Source organism: Phenylobacterium zucineum HLK1, assembly GCF_000017265.1.
GTDB classification, from domain to species: Bacteria; Pseudomonadota; Alphaproteobacteria; order Caulobacterales; family Caulobacteraceae; genus Phenylobacterium; species Phenylobacterium zucineum.
The window spans coordinates 2,547,344-2,565,047 of the sequence record NC_011144.1 but is presented as its reverse complement, the minus strand read 5'-3'; the positions used below and the strand labels follow the sequence as shown (position 1 = coordinate 2,565,047).

The following is a 17,704-nucleotide window of genomic DNA, read 5'->3' as shown; positions in this document are numbered from 1 at the left end:
CCGGTTGAAAGTCCCGCATCGGGGAGGGGCGAGAACAGGAGATGTTCCGCCCGTGCCGATTGCTGCCCGAGAGTCCGCTCCATGCCCGGAGGAGACGCTGACGCGTCTGCTCAGGCGCCGGACATCCGATCTGCACGCGCGCCTGGAGGCCTCGCTCGACCTGCTGAGTCGACCGGTCGACAGACAGCGCTTCGTCCATGTGCTGGGACGGTTCTACGGTTTCCATTCTGTCTGGGAGTACGCCGTGCGCCGCCATGCGGGCCTTCGGAGCTTCCAGGAGACCAGGACGCGTCTGCCGCATCTGCGGCGCGACCTGGCGGGGCTGGGGTTGGACGAAGACGCGATCGCGCGCCTGCCGCCCTGCGCGGCGGGGGCCGAGCCGGCCGGCTGCGAGGCCGGGGCGGTCGGGTCCATGTACGTGATGGAAGGCTCCACGCTGGGCGGCCAGCTGATCGCGCGGGCCCTGGCCGGCGTGGACTGGCTGCCCGAAGGCGGGCTCTCCTACTTCGACCCCCATGGCCCCGCCACCGGGCGGATGTGGCGGGAATTTCAGGATTGGGCCGAAACGCGGGCGCCGCCGGCGCGCCGCGACGCGGCGGTCGCGGGGGCGCGGCGCACCTTCGAGGTGCTGGAGGCCTGGCTGACATGAACGACGTCACCCTAGACCCGACCCTCGACCTGGACGCCTGCGCGGCCGAGCCGATCCGGATCCCGGGCGGTATCCAGCCGCACGGCGCCTTGCTGGTGCTCTCGCCCGAAGGCTTCGAGGTGCTGCAGGCGAGCGAGAACCTCGCGGCGGTGACGGGCCTTGCCGCCGAGTCCGGCCGGCCGCTGGCCGACCTGCCGGAAGCGGCGAGCCTCGTGGCGGAACTCGAGCGCTGGCTCGCGGCCGGCGACAGCCTGCTGCTGCGTGCGCTGCGGATCGGCGAGGCGACCTTCCAGATCTCGGCGCACCGCACCGCCCAGGGCCTGCTCGTCGAGTTCGAGCCGCCGGCGTCCGAGGCCGAGACCCTCGACGCCCTCTATCCGCGGCTCGGCCGGTTCCTCGACGGCATCGCGCAGGCCGAGGGCGTGGGCGAGGTCGCGCAGATCGCCGTCCGCGAGATCCGGGCGCTCACCGGCTTCAACCGGGTCCTGCTCTACAGCTTCGACTCCGAGGGCACCGGCACGGTGCTGGCCGAGGACGGCGACGGCGTCCTGCCTTCGTACCTGAACCTGCGCTTCCCCGGTTCGGACATCCCGGCCCAGGCGCGCGAACTCTACAAGCTCAACCGTATCCGCCTGATCCCGACGGCCGACTACGCGCCGGCGGCGATCGTCCCGCCGCTGTCGCCCGTGGATGGACAGCCGCTGGACCTGAGCCTGGCGGCCCTGCGCAGCGTCTCGCCGGTTCACCTGCAGTACATGCGCAACATGGGCACAGGCGCGTCCATGTCGGTGTCGATCCTGGTGAAGGGCGAGCTCTGGGGCCTGATCTCGGGCCACAGCCGCGAACCGCGGCACGTGAACGCGCAGGTGCGCACCGCCTGCGACATCCTGGGCCAGATCCTCTCGCTGCAGATCGAGGCGCGGGAACAGGCGCAGCGGACCGCCGAGCGGCTGGCCCTCAAGGACGTGGAGACGGCCCTCATCGCGCGGGTCTCGGCGGCGCAGAGCTACCAGGACGGCCTGGCCGGCAACGCCACCCTCTGGAAGGACGTCGTCCGCGCCGCGGGCGCCGCGGTGGTGACCGAACAGGGCGTGCTGGCCGTCGGGCTCACCCCGTCGGACGCCGAGATCCTGGCCATCGTCGAGCGCCTTCGGGCGGAAGACCGCGAGACGGCGGCCTTCGACAGCATGGCCGCGGTCTGGCCCGAGACCGCCAGCTACGCGGAGCGGGCGAGCGGCCTCCTGGCGATCTCGATCTCCCAGCTCCACTCGAACTATCTGCTGTGGTTCCGGCCCGAGCTCGTCCGCACCGTCGAATGGGCCGGCGAGCCCCAGAAGCCGCGGGAAGTGGGCGACCGCCTGCATCCGCGACAGTCGTTCCGGCTGTGGAAGGAGCAGGTGCGCCAGCGCTCGGCGCCCTGGACCCTCTCCGAGATCGAGAGCGCCCGCAGCTTCCGGGCCTCGATCCAGAACTTCGTGCTGCGCCGCGCCGAGGAGCGGGCCGAGCTCACCAGCCGTCTCGTGGAGATCAACCGCGAGCTGGAGAGCTTCTCCTACTCGATCTCGCACGACCTGCGGGCGCCGTTCCGGCATGTCGTCGGCTTCGCGGAGCTGCTGTCCGACCGGATCGGCGACCAGCTCGACGCCACGGCCCGTCACTACCTGCAGAGCATCACCGAGGCGGCGCTCTCGGCGGGCCGCCTGGTGGACGACCTCCTGAACTTCTCCCAACTCGGCCGCTCCAGCCTGAAGCCCACGCGGGTGGATCTGGAGAAGTTGATGGTCGAGGTGCGCCGCTCGATGGGGCCCGACCTCGACGGCCGGCCCATCGAATGGCGCGTCGGCGCCCTGCCCAGCGCATGGGCCGATCCGGCCATGATCCGGCAGGTGCTGCAGAACCTGCTGCACAACGCCGTCAAGTACTCGGCGGGGCGCGACCCGGCCGTCATCACGGTGGAGGGCGAGGACCGCGGCGACGTCACCGCCTACACGATCGCCGACAACGGGGTCGGCTTCGACCCGGCCTATTCGCACAAGCTGTTCGGGGTCTTCCAGCGCCTGCACCGGTCCGAAGAATTCGAGGGCACCGGCATCGGCCTGGCGCTGGTCAAGCGGGTGATCGACCGCCACGGCGGAACCATCGACGCGCACGGGCGTCCTGGCGAAGGCGCCAGCTTCACCTTCACCCTACCCAAGCGCCCCCGGGCGGAATCACACGGAGAGTTCGAGCTTGGCTGACCTGAGGCCCATCCTGCTGGTCGAGGACAATCCGCGGGACCTCGAGCTCACCTTGGCCGCCCTGGCCAAGTGCCAGCTCGCCAACGATATCGTGGTCGCCCGCGACGGCGCCGAGGCGCTGGACTATCTGAACGCCCGCAATTCGTTCGCCGATCGCCAGCCCGGCGATCCGGCCGTGGTGCTGCTGGACCTGAAGCTGCCGAAGGTGGACGGCCTCGAGGTGCTGGAGCAGGTGAAGACCAACCCGGCCCAGCGGCAGATCCCCGTCGTCATGCTGACGTCCTCCCGCGAGGAGCGGGACCTGCTGCGCAGCTACGAGCTGGGGGTGAACGCCTTCGTGGTGAAGCCCGTGGACTTCAACGCCTTCTTCGAGGCCATCCAGGACCTCGGCATGTTCTGGGCGATCCTCAACGAGCCGCCGCCGCGGGGGCTGGCCCATGCCTGACGCTGTCGGCCGGGGGCGGGCGCCGGAGGTCTCGGTCCTCCTGCTGGAGGACAGCGAGATCGACGCCGAGCTGCTGGCGGCCCATCTCGAGAAGGCGGGGATCGAGTTCACGCTGCTGCGGGCCACCAACCGGCGCGAGTTCGTCCATGCGCTGGAGGAAGAGCGCTGCGACATCATCCTCGCGGACTATTCCCTGCCGGACTTCGACGGCCTGTCGGCGCTGAACATCGCCCGGGCCCTGCAGCCGGACATCCCATTCATCTTCGTCTCGGGCGTGGTGGGGGAGGAGTTCGCCACCAACGCGCTGAAGCGCGGGGCGACGGATTATGTGCTGAAGCGCAACCTCACCCGCCTGGCCACGGCGGTCGAGCGGGCCCTGGAGCAGGCGCACGAGCGGGAGGAGCGCCGGCGGGCCGAGGAGGCGCTCTCGCGCAGCCAGATGCGGGCGCGCCTGGCCATCGAGGGCGCCCGGCTCGGCCTCTGGGACCTCGACCCGCGGAACGGGCGCCTGGAGTGCGACGCGCGCACGCGCGACTTCCTGGGCCTGCCGGCCGACGCCGAGATCACCTACAAGCGCTTCCTGAGGCTGGTGCACCCCGACGACCGCGCCACGCTGGAGGCGGAGATCGCCGGCGCCATCGCGGGCGGCGATGAGCAGGACCGCGCTCTGGTCACCGAGTTCCGCACCGGCCCGGAGGCGGCGGTCGAGCGCTGGCTCGCGCTCCGCGCCCAGGCGCTGTTCACGGACGAGACCTGCACCCGGTTCGTCGGGGTGCTGCGCGACATCACCGAGGAACGGCGGGCTCGCCAGGAGCTGAAGGGCTTCGCCGAGAAGCTCGAGCAGGAGGTGGCCGAACGGACCGCCGAACGGGACCGGATCTGGCGGCTCAGCCGCGACCTCTTCGCCGTCGCCACCTTCGACGGGCGGCTGCGCCGGGTGAACCCCGCCTGGGAGTCCGTGCTCGGCTACGACGCCGGGGCCCTGGTCGACAGCGACTTCCACCTCCTGATCCACAAGGAGGATCTGGCGGAGGTCGAGGGAGTCATCAGGACGCTTGCCAGCGGCCAGGTCGCCCCCCGGTTCGAGGACCGCCTGCGCCACGCGGACGGCTCCTGGCGCTGGATCTCGTGGACGGCCGTGCCGGAAGGCGACGCCTTCTACGCGGTCGGGCGGGACATCACCGAGGAGAAGGCGGCGGCCGAAGCCCTCGCCGAGCGGAACGAGCAGCTCGCCGCCCAGATGGCCGAGCGCGAACGGGTCGAAAAGGAGCTGCGGCAGATGCAGCGCCTGGAGGCCGTGGGCCAGCTCACCTCGGGCGTGGCGCACGACTTCAACAACCTGCTGACCGTCATCCTCGGCAACATCCGCTTCATCGAGAGGACGTTGCAGAGGGAGGGGCTCGACGGCGGGGTGGTCGATCGGCTCGGCCACATGCGGAACGCCGCCGAGCGCGGCGCCAAGCTGACCGGCCAGATGCTGGCCTTCTCGCGCCGCCAGAAGCTGGAGCCCAAGCCCGTCGACCTGAACGACACGGTCGAGAGCATGCGCGAGCTGCTGCAGAGCACGCTCGGCGGCACCGTGCGTCTCGAGACGGTGCTCAAGACCGACCTGTGGTCGGCGCTGGTCGACCCGACGCAGATCGAGCTGATCATCCTGAACCTGGCCATCAACGCGCGCGATGCGATGGAGGTCGGCGGCAGCCTGACCGTCGAGACGGCGAACGTCATGATCAAGGGCGAACCCGGCCGTCCCGAAGAGCCGGGGCCGGGCGAGTACGTCATGCTGGCGGTCAGCGACACCGGCCACGGCATGAGCGAAGAGGTCCTGGCCAAGGCGTTCGAGCCATTTTTCACGACCAAGGCCGTCGGCCGCGGATCCGGCCTGGGCCTGGCCCAGGTCTACGGCTTCGCCAAGCAGTCCGGCGGCGGCGTCGCCATCCGCACGCGGGAGGGCGAGGGCACGACGGTCAGCGTCTACCTGCCGAGGGCCGCGGAGGCGCCGGCGCGGCTGCCCGCCCGGCGCGAGGTCGAGGCGCCGGCCGCGCCGGCGGGCGCGACGGTGCTGCTGGTGGACGACGACAGCGCCGTGCGCGAGGTCACCGCCTCGCTGCTGCGCGAGTTCGGCTACGGCGTGATCGAGGCCGGCAGCGGCAATGCGGCGCTCGACGCCCTGCGTGGCGCCGCCCGGATCGACCTGCTGCTCGCCGACTACGCCATGCCCGGGATGAACGGCGTCGAGACCGTCCGCGAGGCCCAGCGCCTGCGGCCGGGCCTGCCCAGCCTGTTCATCACCGGCTTCGCGGATCTGGCGGCGCTGCGCGAGGTCGGCGAGGAACGGATCATCCAGAAGCCGTTCCGCGACGACGAACTTGGCCGCAAGGTCGCCGCGATCCTGGGCGGCGAGCGCGGCGCCAACGTCGTCTCCCTGCGACGCTGACGTCCGCGGAAAGCGGCTTGGCGTCGCCCGCGGTTGCTGCCAAAACACGGGCAGGAAGCGCATACCCGTTTTTCGAGCCGGAACACCGGCCTGACGGGCGACAGGGGGAGACAGCGTATGAGCGTGGACGCCGTGCCGGCGCCGAAGGTGTCGGCGAGCTATCGCTACATGGTCGTCTGGCTTCTGGCCGTCGTCTACACGCTGAACTTCCTGGACCGGCAGATCGTCTCGATCCTGGCCGAGCCGATCCGCAAGGACCTGCAGCTCGACGACACCCAGCTCGGCATGCTGAGCGGCATCGTCTTTGCGATCTTCTACACCGGCTTCGGCATCCCCGTCGGCTGGCTGGCCGACCGGGCCCGGCGGGTCTGGATCATCTCGGGAGCGTGCGCGCTGTGGAGCCTGTTCACGGCGCTCTGCGGCACGGCGACCAACTTCGTCCAGCTCGCGCTCTACCGGATGGGCGTCGGCATCGGCGAGGCGGGCGGCTCCCCGCCGTCCTATTCGCTGATCTCGGACTACTTCAAGCCCGAGGAGCGGGGCACGGCGCTCGCGATCTACTCCCTGGGCGTGCCCGCCGGATCGATGTTCGGCTCGGCGCTGGGCGGCTGGATCGCGGCCGAGCACGGCTGGCGGACGGCGTTCTACGTCATGGGCGTGCCGGGCATCATCCTGGCGCTCGTCGTGCTGCTGTTCGTCAAGGAGCCGAAGCGCGGCGGCCTCGACAAGATCGCCGACGGCAAGGACGCGCACGACGCGGCCCCGCCGCTCTGGACGGCGATCGGCGGCTTCTTCTCGAACCGCACGCTGGTGCTGACGGCCTTCGCCGCCGGCCTCTCGGCCTTCGTCGGCTATGCCGCCCTGACCTGGAACCCGCCGTTCCTGATGCGGGTGAAGGGCATGAGCCTGACCGAAGTCGCCGCCTACTACAGCCTCGTGCTGGGGATCACCGGCATGATCGGCACGTTCGCGGCCGGCTGGATCGCCGACAAGCTGGGCGCCAAGGACCGCCGCTGGTTCGCCTGGATCCCGGCCCTGGCGTTCTTCATCACGATCCCGTTCTGGTTCGGCATCGTCTATGCGCCGACCTGGCAGATCGCCCTGATCTGCATCGCGGTGCCGGCGCTGCTGAACAACTGCTACCTCGCGCCGGCGCTCGCCGTCGTGCAGAACGCGGTGCCGCCGAACCGGCGCACGATCTCGGGCGCGGTGCTGCTGTTCGTGCTGAACCTGATCGGCCTGGGCGCGGGGCCGGTCTACGTCGGCCGCATCTCCGACATGGCCAAGGCCGAGCACGGCGACAACTCGCTCTCGATCGCGTTCCTGGCCCTGGTGCCGGTGATCGTGATCACGATCCTCGCGCACCTGGCGTCCGCCTGGTCGATCGCCCGCGACAAGCGCCTCGCCGCGGCGGTGGGCTGACCTGGAGCTTGTGGCCTAGAGCCGGTCGAGGGCGGCGCGGAGCCGGCCGCCGACCTCGCGCGCCTTGGCCTTCAGGTCGGCGTTGTCGATGGCCTGCATCGAGGCCTCGGGGTCGATCGCCGCCACCTCCGAACGGCTCTCGTCCACCGCCTGGACGACGACGTTGCAGGGCAGCATCGTCCCCACCTTGTCCTCCAGCTTCAGGGCCTCGTGGGCGAGGCCGGGGTTGCAGGCGCCGAGGATCAGATAGGGGCGGAAGTCGACGCCGATCTTGGTCTTCAGGACCTGGCGCACGTCGATCTCGGTGATGACGCCGAAGCCTTCCTCGGCGAGCGCGGCGCGGGTGCGCTCGACGGCGGCGTCGAACGGCAGGTCCAGGGTTCTTGCGGCATAGTAGCTCATCTGCGGCCTCTCAAAGGTTGGCTCCCCCTGAAAGCGCGGCTGGACCCGGTTTGGATGCTGTGGATCGCGGCCGAAATGCCACGGCGCCGACGCGGCCGGACGGCTATGGTCCTCGGCGAGGGGCTCTTCCTGATTCCGAGTGAACACGCGTGCGCGAGACGACCGACCCGCTTTGGATCCGCAGTTATGCGCTGACGCCGCGGCGGCTGACCGAGGGCGGCTGGGTGTGGCTGACGCCTTATGAGTGGCGCTGGCAGCGGCCGAGGGGCGACGGGCCCGCGGCGATCCACGCGCCGAAGGTCGTGACCCGGCGCGCGCCGAAGGGCTGATCGCGCGCGCTTCGGCGTCCGAAAGCTGCCACGGCCGGCCATGAATGTCCGAAAACCGCGAGACTAGCCGTCCCGCGGGGCGCATCCTGCCGAACATGGATATGGACTTCGAAGCCTGCCGCCGCGCCTTCGTCACCCGCGACCCGCGGTTCGACGGCCGCATCTTCGGCGCCGTGAAGACGACCGGCATCTACTGCCGGCCGATCTGCCCCGCGCGCACGCCGAAGCCCGAGAACATGACGTTCTACCCGACGGCCGCGGCGGCCCAGGAGGCCGGCTACCGGCCGTGCCTGCGCTGCCGCCCGGAAGCCTCGCCCGATCTCGGCGCCTGGCGGGGCACGTCGAACACGGTCTCGCGGGCGCTGGCCCTGATCGAGGGGGGCGCGCTGGACGGCGACGACGTGGATGCGCTCGCGGCCCGCCTGGGCGTGGGCGAACGCCAGCTCCGCCGCCTGTTCCGCCAGCATCTCGGCGCCTCGCCGGTCTCGGTCGCCCAGACCCGCCGCGTCCTGCTCGCCAAGCAGCTGATCCAGGAGACCCGCCTGCCGATGGGCGAGGTGGCGCTGGCGGCCGGCTTCGGCAGCGTGCGGCGCTTCAACGAGACGTTCCAGCAGCTGTTCGGCCGCCCGCCGGGCGAGCTGCGCCGCTCGCGCCAGGCCGACGTGCCGGCGGCCGAGGGCATCGTCGTCCGCCTGCCGTACCGGCCGCCCTACGACTGGGACGCGATCATCCGCTTCCTCGCCGACCGTGCCATCCCGGGCGTGGAGCGGGTGGAGCCGCGCCGCTATGCGCGCACGCTGGAGGTCGACGGCGCCCGCGGTGTCGTGATCGTGACGCCGCGCCCGGGCGACGACGCCCTGACCGCCGAGATCCGCTTCCCGAAGCTGAAGGCCCTGCCGGCGGTGATCGCGCGCATCCGGCGGGTGTTCGACCTCGCCGCCGACCCGGGACGCATTGGAGCGCACCTGAGCCAGGATCCGGCGCTCGCCCCGCTGGTCGCGGCCCGGCCGGGCCTGCGAGCCCCGGGGGCGTGGGACGGCTTCGAACTGGCGGTGCGGGCGATCCTCGGCCAGCAGATCACCGTGGCCGCCGCGCGGGCGCTGGCGGCCAAGCTGACCGACGCCTACGGCGCGTCGGTCGACGATCCGGCCGCCGCGGAGCTGGGTCTGACACGCGTCTTCCCGCGGCCCGAGCGGCTGGTCGGCGAGGACATCGCCGCGCTGGGCATGCCGAAGGCGCGCGGCGCGGCGCTGGAGGCCCTGGCGCGCACCGTGGCGGCCGATCCGGCGATCTTCACGCCGCGGGCCGACCTGGACAGCGCCATCGCGGCGCTGAAGGCGCTGCCGGGCGTCGGCGAGTGGACGGCGCAGTACATCGCGCTGCGCGAACTGCGCGAGCCGGACGCCTTTCCGGGCGCGGATATCGCGCTCCTGCGCGCCATGGCGGACGAGACCGGCCGGCGGCCGACGCAGGAGGAACTGCTCGCCCGCAGCGCCGCCTGGCGGCCCTGGCGCGCCTACGCCGCCCAACATCTCTGGGCCCACGACGCGGCCCAACCCGACCTCAAGAGGACCAAGACCGATGATCGTGCAGCCGCCTGAAACCCTGACCCTCGACCGCATCGCGACCCCGATCGGCACGGCCCTCGTGGTCACCGACGAGGCGGGCGTCCTGCGGGCCTTCAACTGGACCGACTACGAGGACCGGATGCTGGCCTGGGTCGCCCGCCGCTATCCGAAGGCCGCGCTCGTCGAAGGGCGCAGCCCCGCGCGGCCGGCGCTGGAGGCCTATTTCGCCGGGGACCTCGGGGCTCTGTCGGCCGTGCCCTGGGACGGCGCGGGCACGGCGTTCCAGCGGAAGGTGTGGGCCGCGCTCTGCGCCATCCCGGTCGGGGAGACCTGGAGCTACGCGCGCCTGGCGCAGGCGATCGGCCGGCCGACGGCCGTACGCGCCGTGGGGCTCGCCAACGGCTCCAATCCCGTGGCGCTGGTCGTGCCCTGCCACCGGGTGATCGGCTCGGACGGCTCGCTCACCGGCTACGGCGGCGGGCTGCCGCGCAAGCGCTGGCTGCTGGCCCACGAGGGCGCGAGCTTCCGGGATCGCCTCGCCGCCTGATGGCGCCGGCGCAACATTGCCGAAATTTAAGGTCCGCGCCGCTCGCGGCGAAGCCGTCCGCGTCGTATAACGCCGCTCGGCGGAGTCGCGCAGGAATCGGGGAGAGGTTCGATGGCGACATTGACGGAAGTTGTGGCCGCGGTGGTCGTGCATTCGTCCGCCGTCGCCTTCTCCCATTTCGGCGTGACGCTCGACGCCCCGATGTTCGAGCGCCCGGCGGCGCCCGCCGAGCGCGTGGTCGCCCGCTCGCCGCGCAAGGCCCAGAAGGTCTCCGTCAAGGTTCCCGCCGACTGCCCCGACGGGCGGTCGGGCGTGGTCAAGGCCTGACGCCCCTCCAGCCGCGACAATCCGACCCGGAGGCCGCCTGATTCGCGGCGCCTGTTTGCGTCCGCACGCCGGGCGGGTAATCCTTCGAACCTGAAGCCAAGGCGCGGTGGGGGCGAGCCATGCCGGCCCCCTCGTGACGCGCGCCTCGGGCCAAGAGGGAAGGATCGGCCGCGCATGAAGTTCTCCAAGCGGCGACAACCGATGGATTTCGGCGGCCCTGCGCTGTCGCCGACGCCCGCGAGCGAGCCCGAGGTCGCGCCGGCCGCCGAGCCGGCCGCGACGCCTGAGGCCCTGCCGCCGCTCGATCCTCCCGCTTCGACCGCCCCGGTGGCGACGCGGGAAGCGAAGACCCCGGCGCCACGTCCCGAGTTCCAGCCCGAGCCCCGCTACGAGCCGGCGACGCTGGACGAGCTCGAGGCGCCGTCCGGCTGGCCGATCTGGGTGGCGGCCGTGATCGTCTCGGCGCTGTGGGCGCTGGCGCCGATCGCCTACGCGGTGGGCTACCGCAACAACGTCGCCCCGCTGCAGGACGACGCCTTCGCCCTGGCCGTCTTCGCCCTCCTGGCCATCGGGCCGGCCGCCTTCGTCTGGGGCGCGGCGTTCATGATCCGCCAGGGCCAGAAGCTCGCTTTCGAGGCGCGCCGGGCCAAGGCCATGGCCGAGGACATGCTGTCGCCCGCCGTCGTGGCCGCCGCCCGGGCCGGCCACGTGGCCCAGTCGGTCCGCGACGAGATCGCCCGCGCCGGCGCGGCCGCCGAGGACGCCCGCGAGACCCTGCTCGCGCTGCGCGACGCCCTGGCCCTGGAGACCGAGAAGCTGGCCGACGCGACCTCTCAGTCGGTCCGCACCGCCGAGACCCTGGCCGGGACGCTGGGCCGCGAGCGCAGCGAGATGGGCCAGCTGGCCCAGACCCTGGACGCCCAGGCCGTCAGGGTCGCCGACGCCATCACCCAGCAGGCCAAGATGGTCGCCGAGGCCGCCGACCTCGCCGAGACCCAGATCCGCGAGGCCGAAACCGCGCTCTCGGCCCGCGCCGCCGACCTGGCCGCCGCCGCGGGCGAGGCGAGCGACGCCGCTCGCACGGCCGGCGAGGACCTGACCCGCCACATCGCCCGCCTGGAGACCGCCGGCGTGGGCGTCGCCGAGCAGGCGAGGGCGGTTGAGGCCGGCCTGTCGGAACAGCGCGCGGCGCTGATCACCCTGGCCGCCGCCCTGCGCTCGGACCACGAGAGCTTCTCGTCCGAGGCCGACGCGCACGCCGCCCGGCTGTCGGAATTCATCACCCAGGCCCGCCTGTCGGCCGCCGAAATGAGCGACCGGGCGACCAAGGGCGGCGAGGCCCTGCGCCAGCTGATGGCCGACGCGGCGCTGCAGTTCCGCGACCTGGCCGAGACCGCCAAGGCCGAGCGCGAGGAGTTCGGCCAGTCCACCCTGCACGCGCTGGAGGCCGTCTCGGCCGCCGCCGCGGACCAGCGGGGCAAGCTGGAGGCCCAGACCCGCGCCGCCATCGACGCCCTCGCGGCCGCGGCCGAGGAGACCCGGGAGGCGGCCGCCCGCCACGCGGCCACCGCCCGCGAGCAGGTGGACCAGCTCTCGGAGGCGGCCTTCACCGCCGGTCAGAAGGCCAACCAGGTCTTCGAGGCCCGCCTGGAGGAGGCCCGGGCCCTCGTCGAGCAGTCCTCGAAGATGGTCGAGGAAGCGGGGGCCGCCACGGCGCGGAAGCTGGACGAGGGCGCCGCCGCCGCCCGGGCCGCGCTGGAGGAGCTGGCTGGCATGCTGGGCGAACTGGAGCAGCGCGCCTCGCGCCTGCCGGTCGCCGCGCGGGGCCAGGCCGAGCAGGTCAAGGCCGCCGTGGCCCATGGCATGGACGAGCTGATGGAGCACGCGCGCCGTACGGCCGAGGAGGCCCAGGCGATCGACGCGGCCTTCCAGGAGCGCGTGCGCCGCAACTTCGACATGCTGTCCGAAGCCGTGCGCCTGATGGGGACGGTCGCCGCCGCGCCCGCACCGCTGCCGCCGCTCGCGGCCGCCCCGCCCCGGCGGGCGAAGTCCGCGCCCGTCGAGCCGCCGCCGGCCGAGGAGGCCGAACCGCTGGAGCTCAATGAGCTGGCCGACGAGACCAGCGCCCAGGGCGCATTGGCCGATGACGCCGAGCCGCCGGGCGAGGCGCTGGCCCAGGAACTGGGCGTGCGGGGTCGGCTGAAGCTGACCCCCACCGCCACCGACCGCGAGTTCAGCGCCGTGTTTTCGGCCGCCGCAGGTCGTCCGGCCGCGCCGGCGCCCGAAGCCGCGGAGGAGGCGGAGGCCGAGGCTCCGAACGCCTCGGGCGAGACCTGGACCTGGAAGGACCTGCTGGCCTCGCTGGACGGCGGCGAGGGCGAGGGGGAACGCCTCGAGGACGCCCTGGCGGCCGAGCTGGTCCGAATGGGGGTCGAGCCGGCCAAGCTCCTGCCGAAGAACCGGATCGACGAGATCGCCGCCGCAGTCCAGACGGGGGACGAGGAGGGCGCGCGCCAGGTCGTGAAGAAGCTGGCGCCCGCCGCGACCCGCCGCATCGCCCGGCGCCTGTTCACGGACGAGACGGTCAAGCACCAGACCGAGGTCTACCTGCGGCGCTACAAGACGCTGATCGACGACGCCGTGGTCCGCGACCCGCAGGGCTTCCTGATGGCCGAGCTGCTGTCGGGAGACGCCGGCCGGCTCTACCTGCTGCTCGACGCGGCCGCCGGGGGGATGCTGTAGGGAACCTGGGCGGCGCCGACCCGCGTTAGGCGGATGATGGACCGTGACCGCGCCCACACCGCCTGGAGCCGAGCCGAGCGCATCCGCCGGCTCTCGGACGGGATCGTGCGCGTGGGGCCGCTGGGCCTGGGGATCGACGGCGTCCTCGCCTGGGTGCCCGTCGCCGGGACCGCCTATTCGGTGGGCGCGGCCGCGCTGCTCATCTCGGAGGCGCTGCAGGCGGGCGCTTCGCGCGGAACCCTGGCCAAGATGGGGCTCTACCTCGGGCTCGACAGCGTCAGCTCGGGCGTGCCGATCGCCGGTTGGGCGGTGGACACGCTGTTTCCCGGCCACGCCATGGCGGCCCGCGCGCTGCAGAAGGACATCGAGCGCCGGCACGGCAGACCCGCCCCGCTGGACGACGAGGAGGCCCGCGCCCGCCGCGCCAGGCCGGTGGGCGCCAAGACCGCCGGCTGAACGGCCTCATTCCAAACTAGCGGCACGAGCAATGTCATTATATGCTGCCGCCCGAACCTGACGGGGGAGGGCGCGATGAAGGCGTGGGCGTGGATCGTGGGCGGCGTCGCCGCGCTGGCCGCCGCCGGGGGCGCGGCCTACGTGAACCGGGCCGAGATCCTGTCGATGATCGCCCGGGCGCGGATGCCCGACGTGGCGCCGAACCGGCCCGTCGAGTGGGCCCAGGGGCCGGCGACGGCGGCCGACGCACCGCGCCCGCCCAACGTGGTGTTCATCCTGGCCGACGACCTCGGCTACAACGACATCACCTTCAACGGCGGCGGCGTGGCGGGCGGGGCGGTCCCGACGCCGAACATCGACGCCATCGGCCGGCAGGGCGTGAACTTCGCCAGCGGCTACGCCGGCAACGCCACCTGCGCACCGTCGCGCGCGGCGATCATGACCGGCCGCTACGCCACCCGCTTCGGCTTCGAGTTCACCCCCGCGCCGGTCGCCTTCGAGCGGATGGTCGGCACCGAGGCCGAGCCCGGGGCGATCGTGAAGCCTAAGTTCTTCGCCGACCGCATCAAGGACATGCCGCCCGGCAGCACCGCCCCGACGCCGACGGCGGTGAACGTGCTGAGCATGCCCTCGGACGAGGTGACGATCGCCGAGGTGCTGAAGGCCCGCGGCTACCACACCATCCACCTCGGCAAATGGCACCTGGGCGGGGCCGAGGGCTCGCGGCCCGAGCACCAGGGCTTCGACGAGAGCCTCGGCTTCATCGCCGGCGGCTCGATGTACCTGCCCGAGAAGCACCCCCAGGTGGTCAACTCCAAGCAGCCCTGGGACGCCATCGACCGGTTCCTGTGGCCGAACCTGCCGTACATGGTCCAGTTCAACGGCGGCGAGCTGTTCGAGCCGCGCGGCTACATGACCGACTACCTGGCCGAGGAGGCGGTGAAGGCGATCCGGGCCAACCGCAACCGGCCGTTCTTCCTCTATTTCGCGCCCAATGCGGTCCACACGCCGCTGCAGGCGAAGAAGTCGGACTACGACGCCCTGCCGCAGATCGCGGACCACCGGATGCGGGTCTACGCCGCGATGGTGCGCAACCTCGACCATAACGTGGGCCTGATCCTCCAGGCGCTGAAGGACGAGGGGCTGGACCGGAACACCCTCGTCATCTTCACCACCGACAACGGGGGCGCCGGCTACGTCGGCCTGCCTGATCTCAACAAACCCTATCGCGGTTGGAAGTCGACGTTCTTCGAGGGCGGTATCAAGGCGCCGTTCTTCATGCGCTGGCCGGGCGTGATCCCGGCGGGCTCGCGCTTCCCCTATCCGGTGGGGCACGTGGACATCTTCGCCACGGCCGCCGCCGCGGCCGGCGCCGAGATCCCGGCCGACCGGACCGTGGACGGGGTCGACCTGCTGCCGCACGTCCAGGGACGGACGGCGGGACGGCCGCACCAGACGCTGTTCTGGCGCAGCGGCCAGTACAAGACGGTGCTGGACGGGGACTGGAAGCTCCAGAGCAACGAGGCGCTGGGCAAGGTCTGGCTGTTCAACCTGGCCGAGGATCCGACCGAGCGGCGCGACCTGTCGAAGGCCGAGCCGGGGCGGGTGAAGGCCATGCTGGCCCTGATTCGCGAGCAGGACGCCCAGAGCGCCAAGCCGATCTGGCCCTCGCTGCTGCAGGGGCCGATCCTCGTCGACAAGCCGGGCGGGGCGAAGCAGCAGCCGGGCGACGAGTACGTCCTCTGGGACAACTGAGCCCGATGCGGCGCCTCCTGCCCCTCGCCGTGGCGGGCCTCCTGGCGGCCGCGTGCCAGAGGACCGAGGCGCCGCGCGCGTGCCTGGCCGACGCGCCCCTGCCGGCGCCCGGCTCGACCGCCGGCATGGTGCGGATCACCGGCGGCGAGTTCCGCCAGGGCGCGGCCGCCGTCCTGCCCGAGGAGGGGCCTGAGCGGCCAACAACTGTCGGGACCTTCTGGATCGACCGGACGGAGGTGACCAACGCCGCCTTCGCGCGGTTCGTGGCGGCCACCGGCTACCGGACCCTGGCCGAGCGGCCGCTGGACCCGGTCGCCTATCAACACCTGAGCGCGCAGCAGCGCCGGCCGGCCTCGCTGGTGTTCGTGGGCGCGGCGGGCAAGTCGGACGATCCCGGCCGCTGGTGGCGCGTCACGCCCGGCGCGGACTGGCGCCATCCGACCGGGCCCGGCAGCTCGATCGAGGGCAAGGAGGCCTGGCCCGTCGTCCACGTGGCCTACGAGGACGCGCTCGCCTACGCCCGCTGGCTCGGCCGGGACCTGCCGACGGAGGCCGAGTGGGAGTACGCCGCCCGCGGCGGCCTGGCGGGCGCACGCTACGCCTGGGGCGACGCTCCCGCGGCGGAGGGCGGTCCGAAGGCCAACACCTGGCAGGGCATATTCCCCGTCAAAGACATCGGGCAGGACGGTCACAAGGCGCAACCCGCCCCGGTCGGGTGCTATCCCCCGAACGGTTACGGGCTCTTCGACATGGCCGGCAATGTCTGGGAGTGGACCCGCGACTGGTACCGGCCGGGCCTGGGCGCCGATCCGGAAGGCCCGCCGCAGGCGCTGGCCTACGATCCGGCCGAACCGGGTCTCGCCAAGCACGTCATCAAGGGCGGCTCGTACCTCTGCTCGGACGACTACTGCTTCCGCTACCGGCCGGCGGCCCGTACGCCGGGCCCGCCCGACGGCGGGGCGGGGCACATCGGCTTCCGCACGGTGCTGCGCGAGCCCGGCTAGAAGCTGTCGTTGGGCTTCGTTCGGATGTTGAGCTGGCCGGCGAGGCCCGCCTTGCGGTGGTGCTCGATGGCCTGCATCTGCGGCGACAGCGCCATGTCCCGGAACGCCGCCAGCGACGGGTATTCGGCGAGGGCGACCGCGTCCCACAGCTCCTCGACCTCGCCCAGCAGCAGGCCGGTGACCCTGCCGGCGTAGCGAATCTTCCCACCCAGCCCCTCGACGAGCTGGCGCACGGCTTCGCCATAGCGGGCGTAGGCCTCGGCCCCGGTGAGGTGAGCGTCCGAGCCGTCCTCGTATTCCGCCCTGTCGTTGAACTTCAGCAGGTTGACCATGATGAAGGGGCCGTCCTCGGGCGCGCCGAAGAAGTCCATCATCTGGGCGGGGGCGGGCAGGACGGCGTTCTCGACCTTCATGGGGAGGTCCCTCAGCGGCTGCGGCGGATGAGGCCGTCGAGCAGCCCGGCGATCTCGGCGGGGCTGTCCTCCTGCACGAAGTGGCCGCCATGCAGCGTGACGTGCGGCTGGCCCCGGGCGCCCGGCACGCGCTCGCGGAACGGGACCTCGCCGCCCTTGGTGATCGGGTCGCCGTCGCTGAAGGCGGTCACCAGCGGCTTGTCCCAGGCCTCCAGCACCTTCCAGGCGGCCTGGTTCTCGGCCACGCCGGCGTGCTCGGAGGTGACCGGCACGAGAGCCGGGAACTGGCGCGCGCCCTCCTTGTAGCTCTCGTCCGGGAAGGGGGCGTCGTAGGCGGCCATCTCGGCCGCCGACAGCTCGCGGACAGAGCCGCCGTTCAGCAGGAAGCCGATCGGCAGCTCGGGGACCGTCTGGCTGAACTGCAGCCAGGCCTTGAACCCGTCGGTCATGGCTCCGCCGCCGACGGGCAGGCCGGTGTTCGAGACGACGACGCCGGCGAACCGCTCGGGATAGGCGGCCACCAGGCGCAGGCCGATCAGACCGCCCCAGTCCTGGCAGAAGAGGTAGGCGCCCCGAAGGTCCACCGCCTCGAGCCAGGCGCTCATCCAGGCCACGTGCCGGGCGTAGGTGTAGTCGCCCCGGTCGGCCGGCTTGTCCGAGCGGCCGAAGCCCACGAGGTCCGGCGCGATCGCACGGTGGCCGGCGGCGACCAGGCGCGGGATGATGTGGCGGTACAGGTAGGCCCACGAGGGCTCCCCGTGCATCAGCAGCACGGGGGCGCCGTCCCGGGGGCCTTCGTCCACATGGTGGATGCGCAGGAGCGTGCCGTCGGCGTCCTTCACCTGAACGTACTTCGGGGCGAACGGCCAGTCGGCCAGCCCCTCGAACCGTTCGTCCGGCGTCCTCAACACCTGCATGCGCCGCATCTCCCCGATCTTGCTCTTGATCCAGATAGTGACATTATGCGTGTC

The 17,704-nt window shown here is 72.3% G+C and carries 16 protein-coding genes; 13 read left to right on the top strand and 3 right to left on the bottom strand.

Annotated elements, in window-relative coordinates; translation table 11 throughout:
- Window positions 1-52: 52 nt before the first annotated feature.
- The 5 genes from PHZ_RS12520 to PHZ_RS12500 all read left to right on the top strand — a co-directional run bounded on the left by PHZ_RS12520 (window position 53) and on the right by PHZ_RS12500 (window position 7,190).
- Complete coding sequence (locus tag PHZ_RS12520) at window positions 53-649, top strand: biliverdin-producing heme oxygenase (protein ID WP_012522813.1); 597 nt, start codon at window positions 53-55, stop codon at window positions 647-649.
- Window positions 646-2,886, top strand: a complete 2,241-nt coding sequence (locus PHZ_RS12515) for an ATP-binding protein (protein WP_012522812.1) — start codon at window positions 646-648, stop codon at window positions 2,884-2,886. Before PHZ_RS12520 ends, PHZ_RS12515 begins: the two co-directional genes overlap by 4 nt.
- The gene (locus PHZ_RS12510) at window positions 2,879-3,331 is read left to right on the top strand and encodes a response regulator (RefSeq protein WP_012522811.1); all 453 of its coding nucleotides are present in this window, start codon (window positions 2,879-2,881) and stop codon (window positions 3,329-3,331) included. Before PHZ_RS12515 ends, PHZ_RS12510 begins: the two co-directional genes overlap by 8 nt.
- Entirely contained in the window at window positions 3,324-5,768 is a 2,445-nt protein-coding gene (locus PHZ_RS12505) for a response regulator (protein ID WP_012522810.1), read from the top strand. Before PHZ_RS12510 ends, PHZ_RS12505 begins: the two co-directional genes overlap by 8 nt.
- A 117-nt stretch (window positions 5,769-5,885) precedes the next feature.
- On the top strand, window positions 5,886-7,190 hold the full coding sequence (locus PHZ_RS12500) for a spinster family MFS transporter (RefSeq protein ID WP_012522809.1): 1,305 nt from the start codon (window positions 5,886-5,888) through the stop codon (window positions 7,188-7,190).
- A gap of 15 nt (window positions 7,191-7,205) precedes the next feature.
- Here PHZ_RS12500 and PHZ_RS12495 read toward each other — a convergent pair whose 3' ends face one another.
- Window positions 7,206-7,592, bottom strand: coding sequence for a DUF302 domain-containing protein (locus tag PHZ_RS12495; RefSeq protein ID WP_012522808.1), 387 nt, complete (start codon window positions 7,590-7,592; stop codon window positions 7,206-7,208).
- A gap of 149 nt (window positions 7,593-7,741) precedes the next feature.
- Here PHZ_RS12495 and PHZ_RS12490 point away from each other — a divergent pair, with 149 nt between their 5' ends.
- The 8 genes from PHZ_RS12490 to PHZ_RS12455 all read left to right on the top strand — a co-directional run bounded on the left by PHZ_RS12490 (window position 7,742) and on the right by PHZ_RS12455 (window position 16,320).
- Window positions 7,742-7,921: a hypothetical protein gene (locus tag PHZ_RS12490; RefSeq protein ID WP_041373502.1), complete on the top strand. Its 180-nt coding sequence runs from the start codon at window positions 7,742-7,744 to the stop codon at window positions 7,919-7,921.
- A gap of 95 nt (window positions 7,922-8,016) precedes the next feature.
- Window positions 8,017-9,522, top strand: coding sequence for a DNA-3-methyladenine glycosylase 2 family protein (locus tag PHZ_RS12485; protein ID WP_012522807.1), 1,506 nt, complete (start codon window positions 8,017-8,019; stop codon window positions 9,520-9,522).
- Window positions 9,503-10,036, top strand: coding sequence for a methylated-DNA--[protein]-cysteine S-methyltransferase (locus PHZ_RS12480; RefSeq protein ID WP_012522806.1), 534 nt, complete (start codon window positions 9,503-9,505; stop codon window positions 10,034-10,036). The genes PHZ_RS12485 and PHZ_RS12480 overlap by 20 nt, the downstream gene beginning before the upstream one ends.
- A gap of 111 nt (window positions 10,037-10,147) precedes the next feature.
- Window positions 10,148-10,363 (top strand): hypothetical protein, encoded by a 216-nt coding sequence (locus PHZ_RS12475; RefSeq protein WP_148216857.1) that lies wholly within the window; start codon window positions 10,148-10,150, stop codon window positions 10,361-10,363.
- A gap of 174 nt (window positions 10,364-10,537) precedes the next feature.
- Complete coding sequence (locus tag PHZ_RS12470) at window positions 10,538-13,105, top strand: hypothetical protein (RefSeq protein WP_041373500.1); 2,568 nt, start codon at window positions 10,538-10,540, stop codon at window positions 13,103-13,105.
- Between the two features lie 36 nt (window positions 13,106-13,141).
- On the top strand, window positions 13,142-13,561 hold the full coding sequence (locus PHZ_RS12465; RefSeq protein WP_236611824.1) for a DUF4112 domain-containing protein: 420 nt from the start codon (window positions 13,142-13,144) through the stop codon (window positions 13,559-13,561).
- A gap of 75 nt (window positions 13,562-13,636) precedes the next feature.
- Window positions 13,637-15,316 carry a sulfatase-like hydrolase/transferase gene (locus PHZ_RS12460; protein WP_012522803.1) on the top strand — a complete coding sequence of 560 codons (1,680 nt, stop codon included), beginning with the start codon at window positions 13,637-13,639 and terminating at the stop codon, window positions 15,314-15,316.
- Window positions 15,317-15,321: 5 nt separating this feature from the next.
- Window positions 15,322-16,320: a formylglycine-generating enzyme family protein gene (locus tag PHZ_RS12455; RefSeq protein ID WP_041373499.1), complete on the top strand. Its 999-nt coding sequence runs from the start codon at window positions 15,322-15,324 to the stop codon at window positions 16,318-16,320.
- On the opposite strand, the gene PHZ_RS12450 is transcribed toward PHZ_RS12455, so the two are convergent.
- Window positions 16,317-16,733, bottom strand: coding sequence for a DUF1330 domain-containing protein (locus PHZ_RS12450; protein WP_041373498.1), 417 nt, complete (start codon window positions 16,731-16,733; stop codon window positions 16,317-16,319). The genes PHZ_RS12455 and PHZ_RS12450 overlap by 4 nt on opposite strands.
- Window positions 16,734-16,744: 11 nt before the next feature.
- Window positions 16,745-17,650, bottom strand: a complete 906-nt coding sequence (locus PHZ_RS12445) for a haloalkane dehalogenase (protein WP_012522801.1) — start codon at window positions 17,648-17,650, stop codon at window positions 16,745-16,747.
- Window positions 17,651-17,704: the final 54 nt, after the last annotated feature.

Excerpts from the sequence above, each read along its gene's own strand:
- PHZ_RS12515 (WP_012522812.1), top strand. The coding sequence starts at position 646 with ATGAACGACGTCACCCTAGACCCGACCCTCGACCTGGACGCCTGCGCG.
- PHZ_RS12505 (WP_012522810.1), top strand. The coding sequence starts at position 3,324 with ATGCCTGACGCTGTCGGCCGGGGGCGGGCGCCGGAGGTCTCGGTCCTC.
- PHZ_RS12500 (WP_012522809.1), top strand. The coding sequence starts at position 5,886 with ATGAGCGTGGACGCCGTGCCGGCGCCGAAGGTGTCGGCGAGCTATCGC.
- PHZ_RS12495 (WP_012522808.1), bottom strand. The coding sequence starts at position 7,592 with ATGAGCTACTATGCCGCAAGAACCCTGGACCTGCCGTTCGACGCCGCC.
- PHZ_RS12485 (WP_012522807.1), top strand. The coding sequence starts at position 8,017 with ATGGATATGGACTTCGAAGCCTGCCGCCGCGCCTTCGTCACCCGCGAC.
- PHZ_RS12480 (WP_012522806.1), top strand. The coding sequence starts at position 9,503 with ATGATCGTGCAGCCGCCTGAAACCCTGACCCTCGACCGCATCGCGACC.
- PHZ_RS12475 (WP_148216857.1), top strand. The coding sequence starts at position 10,148 with ATGGCGACATTGACGGAAGTTGTGGCCGCGGTGGTCGTGCATTCGTCC.
- PHZ_RS12470 (WP_041373500.1), top strand. The coding sequence starts at position 10,538 with ATGAAGTTCTCCAAGCGGCGACAACCGATGGATTTCGGCGGCCCTGCG.
- PHZ_RS12465 (WP_236611824.1), top strand. The coding sequence starts at position 13,142 with ATGGACCGTGACCGCGCCCACACCGCCTGGAGCCGAGCCGAGCGCATC.
- PHZ_RS12460 (WP_012522803.1), top strand. The coding sequence starts at position 13,637 with ATGAAGGCGTGGGCGTGGATCGTGGGCGGCGTCGCCGCGCTGGCCGCC.
- PHZ_RS12455 (WP_041373499.1), top strand. The coding sequence starts at position 15,322 with ATGCGGCGCCTCCTGCCCCTCGCCGTGGCGGGCCTCCTGGCGGCCGCG.
- PHZ_RS12450 (WP_041373498.1), bottom strand. The coding sequence starts at position 16,733 with ATGAAGGTCGAGAACGCCGTCCTGCCCGCCCCCGCCCAGATGATGGAC.
- PHZ_RS12445 (WP_012522801.1), bottom strand. The coding sequence starts at position 17,650 with ATGCAGGTGTTGAGGACGCCGGACGAACGGTTCGAGGGGCTGGCCGAC.